This window comes from Paraburkholderia strydomiana (assembly GCF_031456815.1).
In the GTDB taxonomy this organism is placed as follows: domain Bacteria; phylum Pseudomonadota; class Gammaproteobacteria; order Burkholderiales; family Burkholderiaceae; genus Paraburkholderia; species Paraburkholderia caledonica.
Genome location: NZ_JAVDVL010000011.1, coordinates 212,692 through 230,218, shown reverse-complemented (window position 1 = coordinate 230,218; position 17,527 = coordinate 212,692). Strand labels below are relative to the sequence as shown.

General features: G+C 61.1%; 11 protein-coding genes and 2 pseudogenes. 3 read left to right on the top strand and 10 right to left on the bottom strand.

Going from position 1 to position 17,527, the window contains the following annotated elements; all coding sequences use genetic code 11:
* Window positions 1–22: 22 nt before the first annotated feature.
* From J2W46_RS26475 to J2W46_RS26465, 3 genes are all read right to left on the bottom strand, one after another.
* Window positions 23–1,534, bottom strand: coding sequence for an aldehyde dehydrogenase (locus J2W46_RS26475; protein ID WP_310357666.1), 1,512 nt, complete (start codon window positions 1,532–1,534; stop codon window positions 23–25).
* 15 nt (window positions 1,535–1,549) lie between these two features.
* On the bottom strand, window positions 1,550–2,530 hold the full coding sequence (locus tag J2W46_RS26470; protein WP_310357622.1) for a flavin reductase: 981 nt from the start codon (window positions 2,528–2,530) through the stop codon (window positions 1,550–1,552).
* 93 nt (window positions 2,531–2,623) lie between these two features.
* A complete protein-coding gene (locus tag J2W46_RS26465; protein WP_310357620.1) occupies window positions 2,624–4,447 on the bottom strand; it encodes a helix-turn-helix domain-containing protein in 1,824 nt (607 codons plus the stop codon).
* Between the two features lie 155 nt (window positions 4,448–4,602).
* Here J2W46_RS26465 and J2W46_RS26460 point away from each other — a divergent pair, with 155 nt between their 5' ends.
* Both J2W46_RS26460 and J2W46_RS26455 read left to right on the top strand, forming a co-directional pair.
* The gene (locus J2W46_RS26460) at window positions 4,603–5,193 is read left to right on the top strand and encodes an amino acid synthesis family protein (RefSeq protein WP_310357619.1); all 591 of its coding nucleotides are present in this window, start codon (window positions 4,603–4,605) and stop codon (window positions 5,191–5,193) included.
* Window positions 5,194–5,271: 78 nt separating this feature from the next.
* Window positions 5,272–6,216, top strand: coding sequence for a 2-hydroxyacid dehydrogenase (locus tag J2W46_RS26455; protein ID WP_310357617.1), 945 nt, complete (start codon window positions 5,272–5,274; stop codon window positions 6,214–6,216).
* Window positions 6,217–6,410: 194 nt separating this feature from the next.
* On the opposite strand, the pseudogene J2W46_RS34385 reads toward J2W46_RS26455, so the two are convergent.
* The 3 genes and pseudogenes from J2W46_RS34385 to J2W46_RS26445 all read right to left on the bottom strand — a co-directional run.
* Window positions 6,411–6,622 (bottom strand): annotated as a pseudogene (locus tag J2W46_RS34385) (TOBE domain-containing protein); the annotation flags it as partial.
* 418 nt (window positions 6,623–7,040) lie between these two features.
* Window positions 7,041–9,206 carry a TonB-dependent receptor gene (locus J2W46_RS26450; protein ID WP_374726867.1) on the bottom strand — a complete coding sequence of 722 codons (2,166 nt, stop codon included), beginning with the start codon at window positions 9,204–9,206 and terminating at the stop codon, window positions 7,041–7,043.
* A 3,288-nt stretch (window positions 9,207–12,494) separates the two neighbouring features.
* Window positions 12,495–12,800: pseudogene (locus J2W46_RS26445) on the bottom strand (integrase); the annotation flags it as partial.
* 370 nt (window positions 12,801–13,170) lie between these two features.
* Here J2W46_RS26445 and J2W46_RS26440 point away from each other — a divergent pair.
* Window positions 13,171–14,076 carry a glutamate/aspartate ABC transporter substrate-binding protein gene (locus J2W46_RS26440; protein WP_310357614.1) on the top strand — a complete coding sequence of 302 codons (906 nt, stop codon included), beginning with the start codon at window positions 13,171–13,173 and terminating at the stop codon, window positions 14,074–14,076.
* An 18-nt stretch (window positions 14,077–14,094) separates the two neighbouring features.
* Here J2W46_RS26440 and J2W46_RS26435 read toward each other — a convergent pair whose 3' ends face one another.
* From J2W46_RS26435 to J2W46_RS26420, 4 genes are read right to left on the bottom strand one after another with little or no spacing between them, the layout of a single operon-like run.
* Window positions 14,095–14,649, bottom strand: a complete 555-nt coding sequence (locus J2W46_RS26435) for a carboxymuconolactone decarboxylase family protein (RefSeq protein ID WP_020067657.1) — start codon at window positions 14,647–14,649, stop codon at window positions 14,095–14,097.
* Window positions 14,646–15,986, bottom strand: a complete 1,341-nt coding sequence (locus J2W46_RS26430; protein WP_310357611.1) for an AtzE family amidohydrolase — start codon at window positions 15,984–15,986, stop codon at window positions 14,646–14,648. The genes J2W46_RS26435 and J2W46_RS26430 overlap by 4 nt, the downstream gene beginning before the upstream one ends.
* On the bottom strand, window positions 15,967–16,134 hold the full coding sequence (locus J2W46_RS26425; protein WP_288825742.1) for a hypothetical protein: 168 nt from the start codon (window positions 16,132–16,134) through the stop codon (window positions 15,967–15,969). The genes J2W46_RS26430 and J2W46_RS26425 overlap by 20 nt, the downstream gene beginning before the upstream one ends.
* Window positions 16,131–17,474 carry an aspartate aminotransferase family protein gene (locus J2W46_RS26420; protein ID WP_310357610.1) on the bottom strand — a complete coding sequence of 448 codons (1,344 nt, stop codon included), beginning with the start codon at window positions 17,472–17,474 and terminating at the stop codon, window positions 16,131–16,133. Before J2W46_RS26420 ends, J2W46_RS26425 begins: the two co-directional genes overlap by 4 nt.
* Window positions 17,475–17,527 lie beyond the last annotated feature (53 nt).

Sequence of the window (17,527 nt, the reverse complement as noted above, 5' to 3'; positions counted from 1 at the left end):
TGCTTTGCGTGAAGGCCGCCGCTCAACGCAGACGAATCACGAACGGGTCTTGCATCGCGCCCGAATAGTCGACGACCACGTTCTTCAGACGCGAGAATTCGCGCATCACTTCGAACCCGCCGCGCCGGCCGTAACCGCTATGTTTGGTGCCGCCGTTCGCGGACATGTACGCGGCCGAGCGATAGGTATTGATCCAGACGGTGCCTGCTTCCACATCGCGCGCGAAACGCAACGCACGGTCGATGTTCTGCGTCCATACACCCGACGCAAGACCGTATTGGGTATCGTTGGCAAGCTCGATCAGTTCTTCTTCCGTGCTGAACGGCACCACGCCGACGACGGGACCGAAGATCTCTTCCTGCATGAAGCGCATGTCGTTCCGAGCCTGGGTCATGACGGTCGGCTCGAAATACCAGCCGCGCTGCAACGCCGGATCGCGCGGCTGGCGACCACCGATTGCGATCTTCGCGCCTTCGTGCACGCCGGATGCGACGTAGCCCTGCACCTTGTCGAGTTGAGCGGCCAGCGCGAGCGGGCCGATATCGGTGTCCTCGGCCATCGGATGGCCGACCTTGATGCACCGGGTGCGCTCCACCAACGCCTCGACAAACCTGTCGTAGACGGGCGCCTCGACAAAGCAGCGCGACCCTGCCACGCAGGTTTGCCCGGCGGCCGCGAATACACCCGACACCACGCCATTCACCGCGCGCTCCACATCGACGTCCGAGAACACGACGTGCGGCGATTTTCCGCCCAGCTCCATCTGGCAAGGGACGAGATTGTCCGCAGCATTGCCAGCAATCTTGCGGCCCGTCACGGTGCTACCTGTGAAGACAAATTTGGCGATGCCTGGGTGCCGCGTGAGCGCGTCGCCCGTCGTCATGCCGTCGCCGGTGACGACGTTGAACACGCCCGGCGGAATGCCGGCTTCGATCGCCAGTTCGGCGAGCGCGAGCGTCGACGCCGTCGCGTGTTCGGAGGGCTTGACCACGATCGTGTTGCCGATCGCGAGACACGGCGCGAGCGTGCCCGTCAGCATCATCAGCGGCGAATTCCACGGGATGATCATGCCCACCACGCCGATCGGCTCGCGCAGATTGAAGTTCAGCGTATCAAGCTTGTTGACGGGAATGGTGTCGCCCTGGAGCTTGTCCGCCATTCCCGCGAAGTACAGATAGGAATCCGGAATAGCTCGCATCTGCGCGCGCATTTCCTTGATCAGCTTGCCGTTGTCGCGGCATTCGATCAGCGCCAGTTCTTCCGCGTTTGCAAGCACGAGATCGGCAAGACGGCGCACGAGTTTGCCGCGATCGGTCTGCGTCATTCGCCGCCAGGCTGGATTCTTCAGCGCGGCCTGTGCCGAGCGCACCGCGGCATCGACGTCACGGGCATCCGCCTGGGCAAACTGATACCAGGGTTCGGCCGTGGTCGGGTCGAAACTCGGCACGTATTGATTGCTATGCGGGCGTGTGAAGCGTCCGTCGATGAACAGATCCAGACGCGAGCCCTGTAGATTTTCGACTGTCGTTTTCATCATGTCCTTCAAGGATCAAGGTTGCTGACGCAGGATTTGCGGTTGCGCCGCACCAACCATTGCAATGCGGCCGCCGTCGTGCGAATCCATGTAGATACCGAATCGTCCGGCTGCGCTTTCGCTCACATAGCGGCGCAGCATGCCGCGAATTTCCGCAGTCGGAATCTCGTCGTAGGGAAGCTGATCGAGGGGAAAGAAGCGGAACTGCTCGGGGAGATCGCATGCCGCACGCGGCTGGGCGAGCCTCGCCCGGTAGATCAGAAAACCCGAATCGCTGCCGTCGACATCGAAAACGGAGTACAGGAAGGTATCGTCGGGCAGTAACGCCAGCTCGCCGCCACCGGCGACGGGAAGTCGGCCGTTGATCAGACGGCGCGGTGCGCTCGGCAGCGTCCAGCCATGATTGCCGTCTTTGACCAGCAGCAGTGTGCCTTCCGCCTCGACGAGATAGCCGGGAATCATGTCGTGCGACGAAAGCCAGCCCGGCGGCAACGGGTTCTTGACCTGTGCATAGGTGCCGCGACAGAAACCGAGCGGCGCAGACGGACTGGTGCCGAACGCCTGCACTTTGCCGATCAGAATCATGTGATCGCCGGCGTCGACCCGATCGTGCACCGTGCAGTCAAACCAGGTCAGACAATCCGTCAGCACCGGCGCGCCGGTATGAATACGATCGTGACCGACGGTCGCGAACTTGTCGGCAGATTTGGAGGCGAACAGATTGGAGACGTCGGTCTGCGCTTCGCGAAGCAGATTAACCGCGAAGTGATCGGTTGCGCGGAAAACGGGGAAGCTGGAAGCGCCCTTGCCGACACAGACCAGCAGCAGCGGCGGATCGAGCGACACCGACGTAAAGGAGTTCGCCGTCATGCCGCGTGGACGGCCTTCGTCGTCGCGCGTCGTCACCACGGTCACACCCGTGACGAACGTGCCAAAGGCCCGGCGCAAGGCCACAGGATCAATGGCGATCGTTTTGTCTATTACCTGCGCTTGCATGTCCTTCACCTCGAAACGTCATTGCGTTGAGGTAGAAGTTAAGCCACGCAAAAAAAGGTTTCTTCCGTCAGATCGGAGGACAACCGCAATTAATTAGCCTCTCATTCGACGGATCGGCTCGGGCGAACACTTGGTCGGCACGCTGTTCTCGATCAGGCTATGCAGTTGCAGCGCGAGTTCGATCGCAAAGCGTCGCTCCGGCGTTTCGACCTCGATGCCGAACAGGTCTGCGATGCGCGAGAGGCGATAGCGTAGCGTCGTCACATGCAGGCCCATCGTGTCAGCGCAAGCTTGACTGCGGCACCCGGAACGCACATAGGCTGCCAGGGTTTCCAGGTAAGCGGTATCGTTGCTTCGATCATGAGCAACCACGCGGCCAATCGCGCCGTCGATGAACTTACGCACGTCGGCGGAGTCGGCCGCGCCGATCAACATCGGCAACGGTCCCAGATCGGGGACTGCGATCACGCCGCGCCGCCCGAATGTACGGGCGACCCGGATCATGCGCCAGCAGCGCTCCCAGCCGTTCGCGTAGGCTTCGAGACCCTCGCATGTATCGCCGAGCACCACGACGGGTTCTTTGCCGAACGAGCTGCCAAGCGTTTCGGAAATGCGCTGCACGAACCTGACTATCAGGTCGAGACTCGTACCTGACTCCTGAGGCACTAGACAGACGAGGCCGCCGCCAATGGCGACCGTGTGCACTGCAAGATGCTGCTGTCCTGCGAGCAGCGCGACTGAGTGCTGGGCGTCGGCCGAAAAGTCGGTCGAAGCATCCGTATGGTCCGGAAAGTCGATGACGATCAGCCGTGTCGGCGCGGCCAGCGACAGCCCGAGACGCCGGGCCCGGTTCAGCACGTCCTGCTCGTCTCGCCAGCGGCGCTCGACAATTTCGAAGAAAAGCTCGGTGAAAGTTCGCGTCTCGAAGCGGAAGCGGATGACGCTACGCATCAATTGCACGCTCAGCGCAAACTTCGCGCTTTCGATCAGCAGCTTGCGCAGGTCGCCTTCGTCGGGTTCGTCGAAGGTCAGCAGTGCGCCAACCGCCTCGTCGTCGACCATGAGTGGTTCGATCTGCGCATCCAGAGCGATCTTTTCGCCGACGCGCAGCGTAATCGTGCCGGAGCGCCGGTACGCGATGGCGTCGCGAACGTCGCCCAGCAGCTGGCGTCCGGGCGCGCCGTCAAGCATCTGCCGCCATGCCGCGTCGTCATGCTCGGGTAGCGGCGACCTGAATCCTGCCAGACTGCTGGCGAAGAAATCGAGTACAAGCACGGGCGCGTTCAACAGATCGCCGAGCATGGCAGTGAGCGTGTCCATCGAGCCGCCGGCCAGCACTTCCTGCAACAGCGAACTCTGCGCGCCCAACGCGCGGCGCATTTGCTCCGCTGCGGCAAGCTCCGCGCGGTGGCGGTGCGCACGGTCGACGGCGATCGCCCCGAGATGCACGATGGTCGCCATGAAAGCGAGGTCGTCCGCGGAGACGTCTGTCACTTTCCGCGACGCCACCGTCAGCACCATCGGCCGCCCTTCCCCGTCGACGCTCGCCATAGGAAAGATCAACACCGTGCAATAGTCGCGCTCGTTCGCGTCACGCCTGTAGCCAGGAAACTCCTCCGACTGCCGGGCATCGCGGATATACACCGGCGCGCTCCGCTGCAATGCAACCAGCGCCGGGCTTGTCGCCAACTCCCAGCGATCCGACAGCGAGCGCGGCAGCAATGAGGTCTCGTATCGTGCCATCACCAGCGACCAACCGTGCGCCAGGTCCACTGCCATGACCGAGCCGAGATCCCACGAACCGTGCCGGCACGCAGCCTTGATCAGGTCTTTCAGCAGCGCGTCGAGATCACCGTCTGAATTGATCTGGCTTGCAACATCACGTAGCGAAACTATCCGCGAGGATTGATCTGACATGTCAGCAGCGTCCGTTAGTGTCGGTTCACTATACGACAGCTCGCAGGGGAAAATAATAGTTTCATCCGTCGAAGCGGAGGAAGACGCGGCAGTCTCACGTCCTTAGCATGCTTCTCATGAAACCGCTGAACAGACTAACCAATGGGAGCACGCATATGGAAACTGGACTTCGCAAGATCGCTACGTTTGTCGAGGAAACCGTCATGGAGGGCGGCAAAGAGACGGAACGGCCAATCACAACCGTGATCGTCGCAGCCGTGCTTCGTAACCCGTGGGCGGGTCAAGGCTTCGTGGAAAACCTCCGCCCTGAGATTCTGCGTCTGGCTCCCGTGCTCGGCGCGGAGATGACTCGCAGACTTGTGGCAGTCATGCCTGCCGAGCGCGTCGAGGCATATGGCAAGGCGGCCACGGTGGGTGTCAACGGTGAAATCGAGCACGGTTCAGCACTGATTCACACGCTTCGTTTCGGCAACATGTATCGCGAGGCGGTCAACGGCACGGCATTCCTCAGTTTCACTAATACGCGTGTCGGACCCGGCGCGCTGCTGTCCGTGCCAATGATCCATAAGTCGGAAACCGGCAAGCGCTCGCACTTCATCACCGCGACTTTCCAGATGGCGGATGCGCCTGGTCCCGATGAGATCCTGATCGCCATCGGCGCGGCCGACGGCGGCCGCGCTCATCCCCGCATTGCCGACCGCTTCCAGGACATGGCGGAAATCGAAGCGGAGAAAGCGAACGCGTGAATCTGCGCTCTCACGAGCTTCACACGGCCGGCCTCTTTGTGCCGCGCTGACGTACGTAGACCATGTCGCTCAACCATCATGTCAGAGACGATTGCACTAGTCAGCGACATCCATGCCGAGCAGGAAGCGGGTTATCTGTCAGCACTTGCCGCTGCGCTGCCCAATGAAACGATCGTGCCGTTCCGCAGCATGAGCGCGGAGCAACGCGCTCATGCCCGGATTGCGATCGTCGCGAATCCTAATCCCGCCGACGTTGCGGCGTTGCCGAATCTGGTTTGGGTCCAGAGTCTGTGGGCCGGCGTCGAGCAGCTGGTTGCCGCGTGGCCAGCGGCTGGGCCGCAGATCGTGCGCCTGGTCGACGAGGAAATGTCGAGAACCATGGCGGAAGCAGTACTCGCATGGACATATTATCTGCAGCGTGACATGCCGGCCTACGCGCGCCAGCAACGCGACTGCGTGTGGTACCAGCGAGCCTATCGCAAACCTTCGGCGATGACGGTCGGCGTTCTCGGGCTGGGGGCGCTCGGCACAGCTGCTGCCGCACGCGTCGCACACGCGGGCTTCAAGATCGCCGGCTGGAGCCGCTCGGCGAAAGAGGTGCCTGAGGTCGCCACCTTCTCGGGAGACGACGGACTCATCGACATGTTGCGCATCAGCGATATCGTGGTTTGCCTCGTGCCGCTTACCGTACATACCCGCAGCCTGCTCAATGCCGAGCGACTCACCGCAATGAAACCGGGCGCGGCATTGATTAACTTTTCGCGTGGACCTGTCGTGGTGACGAACCATCTGCTGGCCGCGCTCGACAGCGGACATCTGTCACACGCGGTTCTGGACGTCTTCGACGAAGAACCGTTAGTGCCCGGCTCGCGCTTGTGGCGTCATCCGCAGGTGACTGTCCTGCCGCACATATCGGCGCCGACCGACTTCAAAACAGCAGCGGCGGTTATCGCGACAAATATCGCCGCCTATCGGGCGACGGGATGTTTGCCGTGCGGAGTGAACATCGCACGCGGCTATTGATGCAGTAGCGGTCGAGTACAGCTGACGTATGCTCGTCAAATTTAACGACCGCCGACCCAGCGTCGCGAAAGTATGCGAATGGCGCGAAGAAGACACGCTTCCCGCTCCAGCGGGGTTAGAACCGGTGCAACGCGTCCGTGGTCGGAGCGGGCGATCATCGTCTTAGACGTGTTCCATGTCCGCGCGGCGTGTTCTTACCCCTGCCGCCTGAATGCCACCCCATCCGAATCGAACAGGTGGCAATGATCCGGAGCCGCCGCGAGATACAACGTATCTCCGTGTGCGTACCGTTCGAGCGGAGGAATGCGGGCAATCAGGCCGTCCGCTGCGACCTCGATCTCAATGTAGAGTAGGCAGCGTCCCCCCAAGACTCCAAGGCAAGCACCTTCGCTCTGAGGCCGTCACCCGAGCGACTGATGTTGAGATCATTAATCCTGCTAGCGGTGTCCATTCGAGTGCTAATGCTGTCCATAAATTTTGCTAGCGCAAGCCGTAGAGCGAAGCAAAGTCGTCCCCAAAAAGCGAAGTAATTTCTTCAACACCGCATTTATGTGATTCTCCTATCAGCTAGGGGCCGATCATTGGAGCCGCTTATCTCGGAGCAGACGCCCTGACACTTCATGCCGTACGCAGCTACATATCGGGATCAACAACGCGATGCCCGCAGAAATTCAATGCGCGCAGACTCGTTGCATGGTCTGAATCGCTGCAGCGCTCTTCGCAAAAAACTTCGTCGCTCCATATGCGACCGCAGTGCAAACGTTTGAAAAAGGGACCGTCCGGGTGGCGCCCCAATCGCCCGAGCATAACGCACATGCTTCGCGTCAGAATGTCGTGCGCAAACCGACCATGAGGCTGCGCCCGCCCTCCGGCGCGATATCGCGCACGACGGAACTGGCATAGCGAATCTCCTGGTTCGTCAGGTTGTCGCCCCGTACGTAGGCGAGCCAGTTGGTCGTGCCGACATGGAATCTGTACGTCAACATAAGGCCGAGCTTCGTGTAGCTCCCGGTCGGCAGATCGTCGTCGGGCACGCGATGTTGCGCCCACGCGTGCTGCACTTCGGCGCGCGCGCCGAACGGACCGTAGCCGTAATCCACCGCGAGCGTCGCGCGCAACGGCGCAATGCGCGGTAATGGCTGACCGTTGTCCATGTTGCGGGCGTGCGTGTAATCGCCCACAAGCGACACATCCACCTGATGCGCCCCGTGCTGGTACACACGCCATTTGCTGTCGAATTCGAGGCCATAAAATTCAGCGCGAGCGCCGCGATAAACGGCTTCGTTCAGTGCGCCATCGGTGCCAGGCGGGACGACCTCATCGTCGTCGTTCACGAGGCGGCCGGTGTTGTACTCCGTCAGATAGTTTTTGAAGCGGCTATAAAACGCGCCGACGCTGCCTTTGTTCGGACCGCTCGCGAAACGCAGCGACAGGTCGGCCGACACCGCTTTCTCTTTCTGCGCATCCGGATTGCCGATCAGGTACTGGCCAGTTGCATCGTGCGGACCGTTCGCGAACAGTTCGTACAGCGCGGGCGCGCGTTCCGTGTAGGCGATATTCCCCGCCACCGCCCATGCAGGCGTGAGTTTGTAGAGTGCGCCGAGCGACGCGCTCACCGCATTGAAATCGCGGTCCGCGGCGTTCGCGAATTTGTCGTTGCCTGCGGCCGTCGGATCCTGTTTGACGTGTTCGTAGCGGGCGCCCGCGCTCAGCTTGAACGCGTCGGTCACGTTCCACTCTTCGAGGCCGAACAGCACAACGTTGGTGGTCTGCGTGGTCGGCACCAGCGCTTCGTCGCCGAGTGCGGAGAACGTGTTCTGACTGATCTGCACGCCGATCGCACCTTCGAACGGACCGATCTTGCGGTGCCGCGCTTCGATACGCGCTTCGTAGCCGTGATTGCGGAATGTGGTGCCTGTCACGCCGTCGTCGATTTCGCGATGTTCGTAGTCCGTGTAGCCGAAATCGAATTTCAGTTGCGAGAATGGACCTTGCAGATTGCGGACTTCGGATGCGAATGCCACGTGATCCTGATGCATGCGCAGGCGCACGTCGTCTTCCGCGACCGAGCCGTAGTCCGCCTGATAGCCGTTGTACGAAAGTCCCGCGTAACCGTCTGCCCATGTGTACGACGTGCCCACGGCGCCGCCATGCCAGCGACCGTCACTGTTAGGAATGCTGCCGTACGCCTGGGAGGCGTCCGGGCCGTCGAGCGCGCGCCGCCCGTCCGAATGCGCGAAGCCGGGGATGCGCTCATTGCTCGTGTCGCGATCGAAAGCGTCGACGTGGAAAGCGAACTTGCCGTTGCCGCCTTCCACCATGGCTGCGCCGGCACGCGCGTCGTTGGCGCCGCCATAGCTCGCGTCGACCGCGCCGTTCACGCCGTTCACCGGCTCGCGCGGAATGCGATTGTCAATAGTATTGACGACGCCGCCGATCGCGTTGCCGCCATAGAGCAGCGCTGCGGGCCCGCGCACGATCTCGACGCGCTCAATGGTCAGAGGCTCCTGCGGCACAGCGTGGTCATAGGATAGCGACGAAGCGTCCCACGCTGCTACGCCGTTTTGCAGAAGGCGGATCCGGTCGCCATCCATGCCGCGAATGATCGGACGGCCGACCATCGGTCCATATGTCGTCGTCGACACCCCGGGTAGGCCATTGAGCGTCTCCCCCAGCGAATTTGTCTGCCTGAGCGTCAACGCGTCACCGTATATCGCCGTGGCGGGCGCAATGAGTTCGGTGTCGCCGAGCGGGTTCGCGGTGATGAACACGGGCGCAAGAGAGCCGCCCGGAATGCTAGTGGCCGATGAGGCAGTCGACTCCTGCGCCTGAACTGCGAGTGCGATGAGGGCCAGCGCGATGGGAGACAGACGTGGGAAATTGGCAGAGATGCAGGGCGAAACACGCGTAGTGGTCTTGGTCACAATAGTTTTGCGGTGTAGTCGGCGCATCTCGATTGCACCCCAGCGATGCAACGATATCCATCGCATCGTGTGCCGGCGCGCAGTGTCGAAAGATAGCCAGAGAAAAAGGGACAGCAAGGACTGGTAGTAATGTTATAACATAACATTTAGGACGTAAAGGGAGCCGTGTAGCCACACCTGAATTTGGTCGAACCGACGCGAATGGAAGTTGATGGACTAAATCGAAGCACGCGCTTGGTGGCGCGGCCGCGAAGGCCGCCGCAACGAGTTCTACAGGACGCTGAGTCCTCGTGCTCGCGAGGAGCGCGGTCTCGAATGGGTTATTCGGTTCAAGCGTGCCCTGCACGAGGCGACGGCGGTCGCACGCGGGCAACCGGTTCGCCAAAGCTGCCCTACGGCGCGATCAAAGTTCAATCAAAGTCGCAGAAATACGGGCTCCTTACTGGGCGCATAGCCGGCATTTGAATGACACCGTCTCTGGGTTGGGCAGTGACCGTTCATGGCCGAAAGCCGCCTTATGCGGGATGCGCGCTTATCAGCCTATTCGGACTTCCGACCCTCGATGAATTTTCGATAAACCTGCTCATAATCTGGCAACTCGCTTCGCTGTGACAGCCATTTATCTAGCAGCCTGGCGATCGCACGAAACCTCGGATACATATCTCGCCGTCGATTGGGATCGAGCGTCGCGACCGCGTCTTTGGCTTGTCGAGAGAGGTGCCGTGGCGACCAAATCTGGCCGTGTTCGTTTATGACAACCACCAGCGACCGATGCGTAAAGGCGCTGGTGTCCCCGCTGCGCCCGCTCGATTTCCCCCTATAATATTTTTGGAGCTTGAGCGCGACGATAAGACTACGCTCGGACAGCTTCAGCAATGAAGTCAATGCGTTGCGCGTAACGACCAATCGGTAGCCGGTGTCAGTCCATGCGTACTCACTCCGCCCGCCCTCTGCCCCCCAAGCTTCGGCGCGATATATCTGTGTCCCATCAACAGACCAGTGGCGGACCACATCATCATCTGCAGCTGCCCGTAACAGGTCTCGCGTCCATTCCGATGGGAAAGGCCTGCCGAGTGCGGTGGCTGTACCATAGGGATCGTGCCTATCGAGCTGACGCTCAGTGTTCGGCGTCTTTGCGACCCATGACTGAACCGTATGACCATCGCCACCGAAATGACGGGCGATTTCATCTTCATCGTCGGGCAACCATCTAAAAAATGGTTTGTCTGAGAGCAACGTCATGACAACCGCTCGCGCATCGCTGGCATTCGCCAGTACGCTTTGAAGCGTGACAGTTATTTCGCGCCCGATCGACCAACGGCCCGCAATGGGAAGCCAATCCGTCACTACCGTGCCGTCTACCACACCAAGTAACGGTGCCAGTAGATTGCTATCTTCGCAGACGGTCCCACTCTCCCCGCTCTCCGGCATAGGTATATCCGCCTCACTGGTAAGGTCGAGCGGAAACGGATCGGTGAGATCGGAAAGCCAGAGACCATCGTCTCGTGAGAGCGTGTACTCCCTGAGGAACGCGATCCAAGCATCGCCGCTCCAGTCCTCGCCAACAACTGCCCGTGTGGCCAGCAGATCACCGGCAACAAGCATGAGTGCATGCCAGCCGAGATATCCCCCGTATCGATCGCGGTTGGGAACGTATCCCGACGACCAAGATTCGTCATGGCTACTGCTGCGTGGACAATCCTGCATCGCTCGAACGTTAGCGTCCCACCGCCGCACCCATGCGCCGATGCGGTCTTCTACCTCCCAGGCTGGACAGCCGAAGACATGGCACAAGCGCTCGACCTGATATTTGTTGAAGTCGTAGTCGAGGTGAAAGCCATCCTCTGGTCGCGGCGAGGCGTCGGGCCTAGGAGCATAACGGAGTTCGCGATAGTCGCTTCGGGGTGCATATGGATAAGGCGACTGGTTCGCCGAGGCAAGCTTGGCGATAACAGCCTCGCGCTGTTCGCTTGCTAGCGGCTGCGCGAACTCGCAAAGTATGTCTATCGCGAACGCACGCATGACGACATGCGGAAACTCGGCGGAAAAGGCGATTCGCTCGAAGAACGCGCGATGATGAGCTATTACGGAAGCGACGTCTTCAGCTACGCGAGCAAGGGCTATCAACAGCCAAAGCTGCGCATGCATGACGTAAAAAAGTAGCTTTGCATCTCCGAAAGGCAAGCTCCCGGCAGACTGAAAGCGCTCGATCAATTTTTCGACCACATCGAAACGTCCGGCCGCCACTAGGCGCCTTACCGCATGGGCAGCGCGCCAGCGCATCGCCGCAACGGGATGGCCAAGCCGAGCCCACACAAGTCCCGCTACGAATGTCGCCTCGTCGGCCGGAACAGCAAATCGGTCGTCCCACGGTCCGTCTCCAACTTCAGGCGGCAGCTTTTCGCCTGTATTAATCAGAAACCGTTCTAGCCCTTCGGCTATTGCACCGGCACTAGCGTCGGATGCCAGCTTCGCGGCAAGCGCAAGCCAGGCGTTACCACCAAGGCTACTCGCAGCGCTTCGGAGCGCGGCAACTACGTGCTCGACAAGGGTTGCGCGATCGGCATGAAAATATTGCTCCAAACCACGCCAGCCGCCCCATGCGTCGGTGCTAGAACTAGCCAGCTCGGCAGCATGCTTGGTCGCCAAACGTAGCCCCAATTCAAGCAGAGCATCACGCATAGCCGCCGACGAGTTACCCCACTCCTCCAGGTAATCGTCCAGCGCCCGGATTTTATCGGCAAGCGTGGTTGCCGTTGCTTCAACGACCGCGCGAACGAAGCCGAGACGGTCGGCGGGAGAATTTGCTCGCTTAGCCAGGTCAATCAAAGTCTGAACTGGCCAGCGTCGTCCTGATTGGTCAATCTCCTCGTCGAGTATGTGACGGTCGATGTCGTCTGGGTCGGCAAGGTCAACCGGGAAGGTAGTCAGTGGCTCCGGCTCTGTCGCGGCCGACGGGGAGGTGAGCGTTTGCGATTCGGATTTGGGTACGAGGCGAGCGAGCAGGCCCCCAATTCGTGTTCGACTTCGGGAAGCGGCACGAAGAGTCCGCTCAGCGAGGTCATGCAGCACTTCGATCGTCTCCCGCGAGGGGGACAGCTGATCGTCGCGATCAACTTCGACCAAGAGCAGATCGAAGAACCATTCTCGTTGTTCTTGAGGCAGGCGCCCAATGACCTCCAATGCGAAGCCCGAGATATGCCACGTCCAAGTTTCAATTGGAGCAGCCAAGCCAAGCAGAGCGACGGCAGCTTCGACTGAAAGCTTCGAATCGCGAACGAGGACAGTTAGCGCTGGGCCGAGTGACAGTCCGAGCCGAGCCACGTCACGATCGTCCAGCCGCGCCAGCATCGCCAATGTCGCCCGACCAGCACTCGGCACCATCGAGCCGGTTGCAAAACCAAAATGGAGCAGAAAACGGAGCCTTTGGGCGGCGGGTGCTGACCAGCCACACGACCATTCGAGTCCGTCGGCGATCGCCCAAACCAGCAGCCATTCGCCTTCCGTGAATGCGCGTGACGCATCGAGATCCCCTGTCTTGGCGCCGCCCCTGACCTTCACGCCAGCGAACGGGTTGGCGAGCACGTAGCGCTGTTCAATCAGCCAGCGGAACAGCGCGCCGAGGATCGGCAGCGCGTGCGCGGCTGAACGTGCCGACAGGTTGGCTGCCCTGCCCGCCCTGATGTCCGTCCCGCTGGTAACGGGCGACCGCTTCGCGGGTCGACAGGTCGGCATACCAGGCGCGCAGCGCGGCCAGCGCGTCGGCGTGCGGAAAGTCGTCGGGTCCGTTGTGGTCGGCGCAACTGAGCCTATTCCACGCAGTTTGCATGCAGGAAGCACAGCGGACGCTTTCCTGCGCGTCTCAATCAATCAAGCGGTTGAACTGGCGCGTGAGTGAACGGACGTCGCCGCCTTCCAGGTAACAACACTTCTTACACTCCCAGCGATCACGGAACCATGGGTAAATACATATGTAGCTGTATTTTATTTTATGGCAACATATGTATCATACACATCAGACGGGTAATCTATGAAAACAAAGCCGCTGCTCACATCAGCTTTCGCGCTTGCCACGCTCTCGCTTGTCACAGGGACCAGCTACGGCCAAGGAAGCCAGCCGACGCTTGCCAAGATTGAAAGCACCAATCTGATCGCGGTCGGCCATCGGGAAACATCCGTGCCGTTTTCGTATGTCGATACCAACAACAACGTGGTTGGCTTCTCGCAGGACTTGTGCAACAAGGTAATCGACGCGGTGAAGTTGAAGACGAAGCACCCGGATCTGCGCGTGCGCTTTATTCCGGTGACATCGCAGAACCGCATTCCACTTGTACAGAACGGCACGATCGATCTTGAATGCGGCGTGACGACGAATCTCACGTCTCGCCAGAATCAGGTCGCGTTTTCGGACACATTCTTTGTCGCGACGACGCGTCTGCTCACGAGGAAGGACTCCGGCATCAAGGACTTTCCCGATCTTGTGGGCAAAACCGTAGTGACGAATCAGGGCACGACGTCCGAGCGCATTCTTCGCAAGATGAACGAAGAAAAGAAAATGAACATGAATATCATCAGCGCGAAGGACTACGGCGAGGGACGCGCGACGCTTGAAACCGGCCGCGCAGTCGCTTACATGATGGACGATGTTCTGCTGGCCGGCACGCGCTCCCTGACGGCAAAGCCCTCGGATTGGGCGCTGGTCGGAACGCCGCAGTCATCGGAGGCTTACGGCTTCATGATGCGCAAGGACGACTCCGAGTTTAAAAAGCTCGTTGACGATGCAATGAGCCAGGTGATGAGAAGCCCCGAGATCAAGACGCTGTATGACAAGTGGTTCACGAAACCGGTGCCGCCGAAGAACATCAATTTTGAATTCCCGATGAGCGGGACGATGCAGAAGCTCTTTGCCGAGCCAAACGACAAGGCATTCGAGTAACACGTCGGCGAACCGGCTTCACTCCGCGAAGGGCAGCTCGGTCTGCCCCTCAGCGCGCATCCCGAATGTGTTGAGCGTCATTGCCACGAGCGCGTAGTAGCCCAGCAACCCGACAAGATTCACGACGACCGTTAGACCGAAGCGCGCGACAGCGGCGTCGTATGTAGCATCGCTTACGCGCTTCGTGTCGTAGAGCTCGGTGGCGAAATCGAAGATGATCTTGTCGTCGGCATCGGCGAAGCTCGGCGTTTTCCCTGTGCGCAGCCCTTCGGCCACATCGGTGGGCAGGCCGGCTTCGAGCGCGATTGGATGATGGATGTGCCATTCCGCCTGCGATCGCCAGCGCGCCGCGGTCACGAGAATCGCAAGTTCGGAAAGGCGCAGCGGGAGGCCGGTATTGTAGCGGCAGAACGCGCCGAGCTTCTGCGCGTTCTGCGCAAGTTCCGGGCTAAAGATCCAGCCGAGGAACGGCCCGTTCAGGTTGCCGCGCGGGCCACTCAGGATGTCCTCCAGAACGGCCTTCTGTTCGTCGGACGCGGTGGCGATCTGGAAGTCGGGAAGTCGTTTATTCATGATTCGATTGATGTCCGTGAGGTGTGCGTGAGGCCTTGCTCGATGCGACGTGCGGCCGCAAAGCACGCGGCCTCGTCAAACGGTGCGCCGATGATCTGTACGCCGAACGGCATATGACCGTCGCGCAAAACGGGAGCGGTAACGACAGGTAGTCCGGCGAAGGAAACCGGCTGGGTCAACATGCCAAGATGCTTCGCGGGTTCAAGTTCGTGATTGCGGACCGCGATAGTCGCGTCGGAGAATCGCGGCGCGGCTAAGGGCGTGCACGGCGCGAGGAGGACGTCGAAGTCGGCGAAGAGCCGCACCATGCTCGCGCGAAAGCGCCGCTGGTAGTTTAGCGCACGGGCATACCACGCGGCCGGAGTCAACGCGCCGGCGAGAAGGCGCGTGCGCAGGCGGGGCGAGACAGTGTCTTCTGCCGCGTCGAGAAGACCCGCGTGCGCGGTCGCTACCTCCACGTTTGAGACGATCGTCGCCGCGCCGCACCCGAGCCGCATATCGTCCTCCGACATGTCGATCAATTCGTGCGGCCCGATGAGCGATGCCGTTTCCAGCACCGCGTCCCACGCCTGTTGCGATGCGTACGTTTCAAAGTACCCGCTCAATATGCCGACTCTCAGGCGCGAATCCCGCTCGTCCGATGCCTTGCCATCGAGTACAGAATAAAGCGCCGCGAGATCCTGGACATCGTTCGCAAAGCCGCCGATGCAATCCAGCGAACTGGCGTAAGCGAGCACGCCTTGCCGCGGCAGCTTGCCGAAAGTCGGCTTGATGCTCCATACGCCGCACAGCGCGGCCGGGGCGCGAATCGAGCCATTGGTGTCACTGCCGAGCGCGAGCGGTACGCATCGCGCAGCGACAGCGGCAGCGGATCCGCCCGACGAACCGCCTGTCATGCGATCGACATCGTGTGGATTACGCACCGGACCGAAGTGCGGGTTCTCGCCGGTCGCACCGCACGCGAGCTCGTCCATGTGCGTCGTGCCGACGAGCACCGCGCCGGCCCGCTTCAGCCGTGCGACCGCATCGGCGTCGCGGATCGCCGCCGGTATGCGGAGCCGCGCGCGCGAGCCGGCGATCGTCGTGTGGCCTTCGACATTGAAGTTACTTTTAGCCGCGAACGGCACGCCGGCAAGCGGTCCCGGATCGAGCCCCTGCGCGACGAGCGCGTCGATACGCGTTCCCTGTTTGAGCGCCTCGTTGACGAAAACGTGATGAAAAGCGTTGAGCGAGGCGTTCGCGCGTTCGATGCCAATGAGCGCTTCCCGCGTCACGTCGACGGCTGAACGCTTTCGTGCGCGCACATCCGCGGCGATTTCAAGCGCTCTCTGCGTCATCGCCGGGCTCCGCTTCGTCGAGAGCGACGGCAAGTGCACGCGCGCTAGCATGCATCGAGTCGAGCAGCGATGCAACGCCGGGCAGTAACGCGTCGGGCAACGCGATGTCGAGCGTCGCCGCCCATGCTTTCAGGGCGGCGTCGTTCATGCCGCCTTCACGTCGATGAGCCCGAGCGCGCCGTCGATCGCATCTGCAAGGCGCTCGACGATCGTGTCGATCTGCGCGCTGGTCGTGATGAACGGCGGCGCAATGAGCACGTGATCGCCGATGCGGCCGTCCACAGTGCCGCCCATCGGATACACCATAAGGCCGCGCTTCATCGCCTCGCTCTTGATGATCGCGTGCAGTTTGTGCTTCGGATCGAACGCGGTTTTGCTCGCGCGATCCTGCACCAGTTCAACACCGGTGAAGAGGCCGCGCCCACGCACGTCGCCGATGAACGGATGATTTGCCTGCCGCTCGCGCAGCCGCGCGCGCAGTTGTTCGCCGCGCGCCTTCACGTTGTCGAGCAACTGTTCTTCGGCGATGACTTTCTGCACTTCGAGCGCCGCCGCGCACGCCGTCGCGTGGCCGATATACGTGTGACCGTGCTGAAAGAACCCGGATCCGCCGACGATGGTGTTGAAAATCTCGTTGCTGACGAGCGTCGCGCCGATTGGCTGATAACCCGCGCCGAGACCCTTCGCGATCGCGAGAATATCGGGCGAAACGCCGTCTTCCTCGCAAGCGAACAGGTGGCCCGTGCGGCCCATCCCGGACATCACTTCGTCGAGAATCAGCAGCACGCCGTATTTGTCGCAGACTGCGCGAATCTTACGGAAGTATTCGCGCACAGGCGGCACCGCGCCCGCCGTCGCGCCGACGACCGTCTCTGCGACAAATGCCGCCACCGATTGCGCGCCGAGTTCAAGAATCTTCGCTTCAAGTTCGTCGGCCAGACGTTGCGCGAAGGCTTCGTCGGTTTCGCCCGCTTGCTGCTCGCGATAGGCGAAGCAGGGTGTTACGTGATGCGCTTCGATCAGAATCGGTAGGAACGGCTCGCGGCGCCATGCGTTGCCGCCGATGGCGAGCGCTCCGAGCGTGTTGCCGTGATAGCTCTGCCGGCGCGCGATGAAGTGCCGCCGCTCGGGCTGACCCTTCTCGACGAAATATTGACGCGCGAGCTTTAGCGCGGCTTCCATCGCTTCTGAGCCGCCCGACACGAAGTAGACGTGGCCGAGATTTCGCGGCGCGGCTTCGATGAGCAGATCGGCGAGTGCTTCGGCAGGCTCGGTTGTGAAGAACGATGTGTGTGCGTAGGGCAACTGCTGCACTTGTCGCTGAATGGCTTCGATCACCCTCGGATGACTGTGCCCAAGACACGAAACGGCCGCGCCCCCGCACGCGTCGATGTAGCGCTTGCCGGTTGAATCGACGATTTCTATGCCGTCGCCGCGCACGGCGATGGGCAGGCTGGCGCGCGGCGCGCGATGAAATACCGTGGTCATGTGATTTTGCCTTTGGTGCGAATCTGGATGCGAAGGACGTGCGCAACACGCGA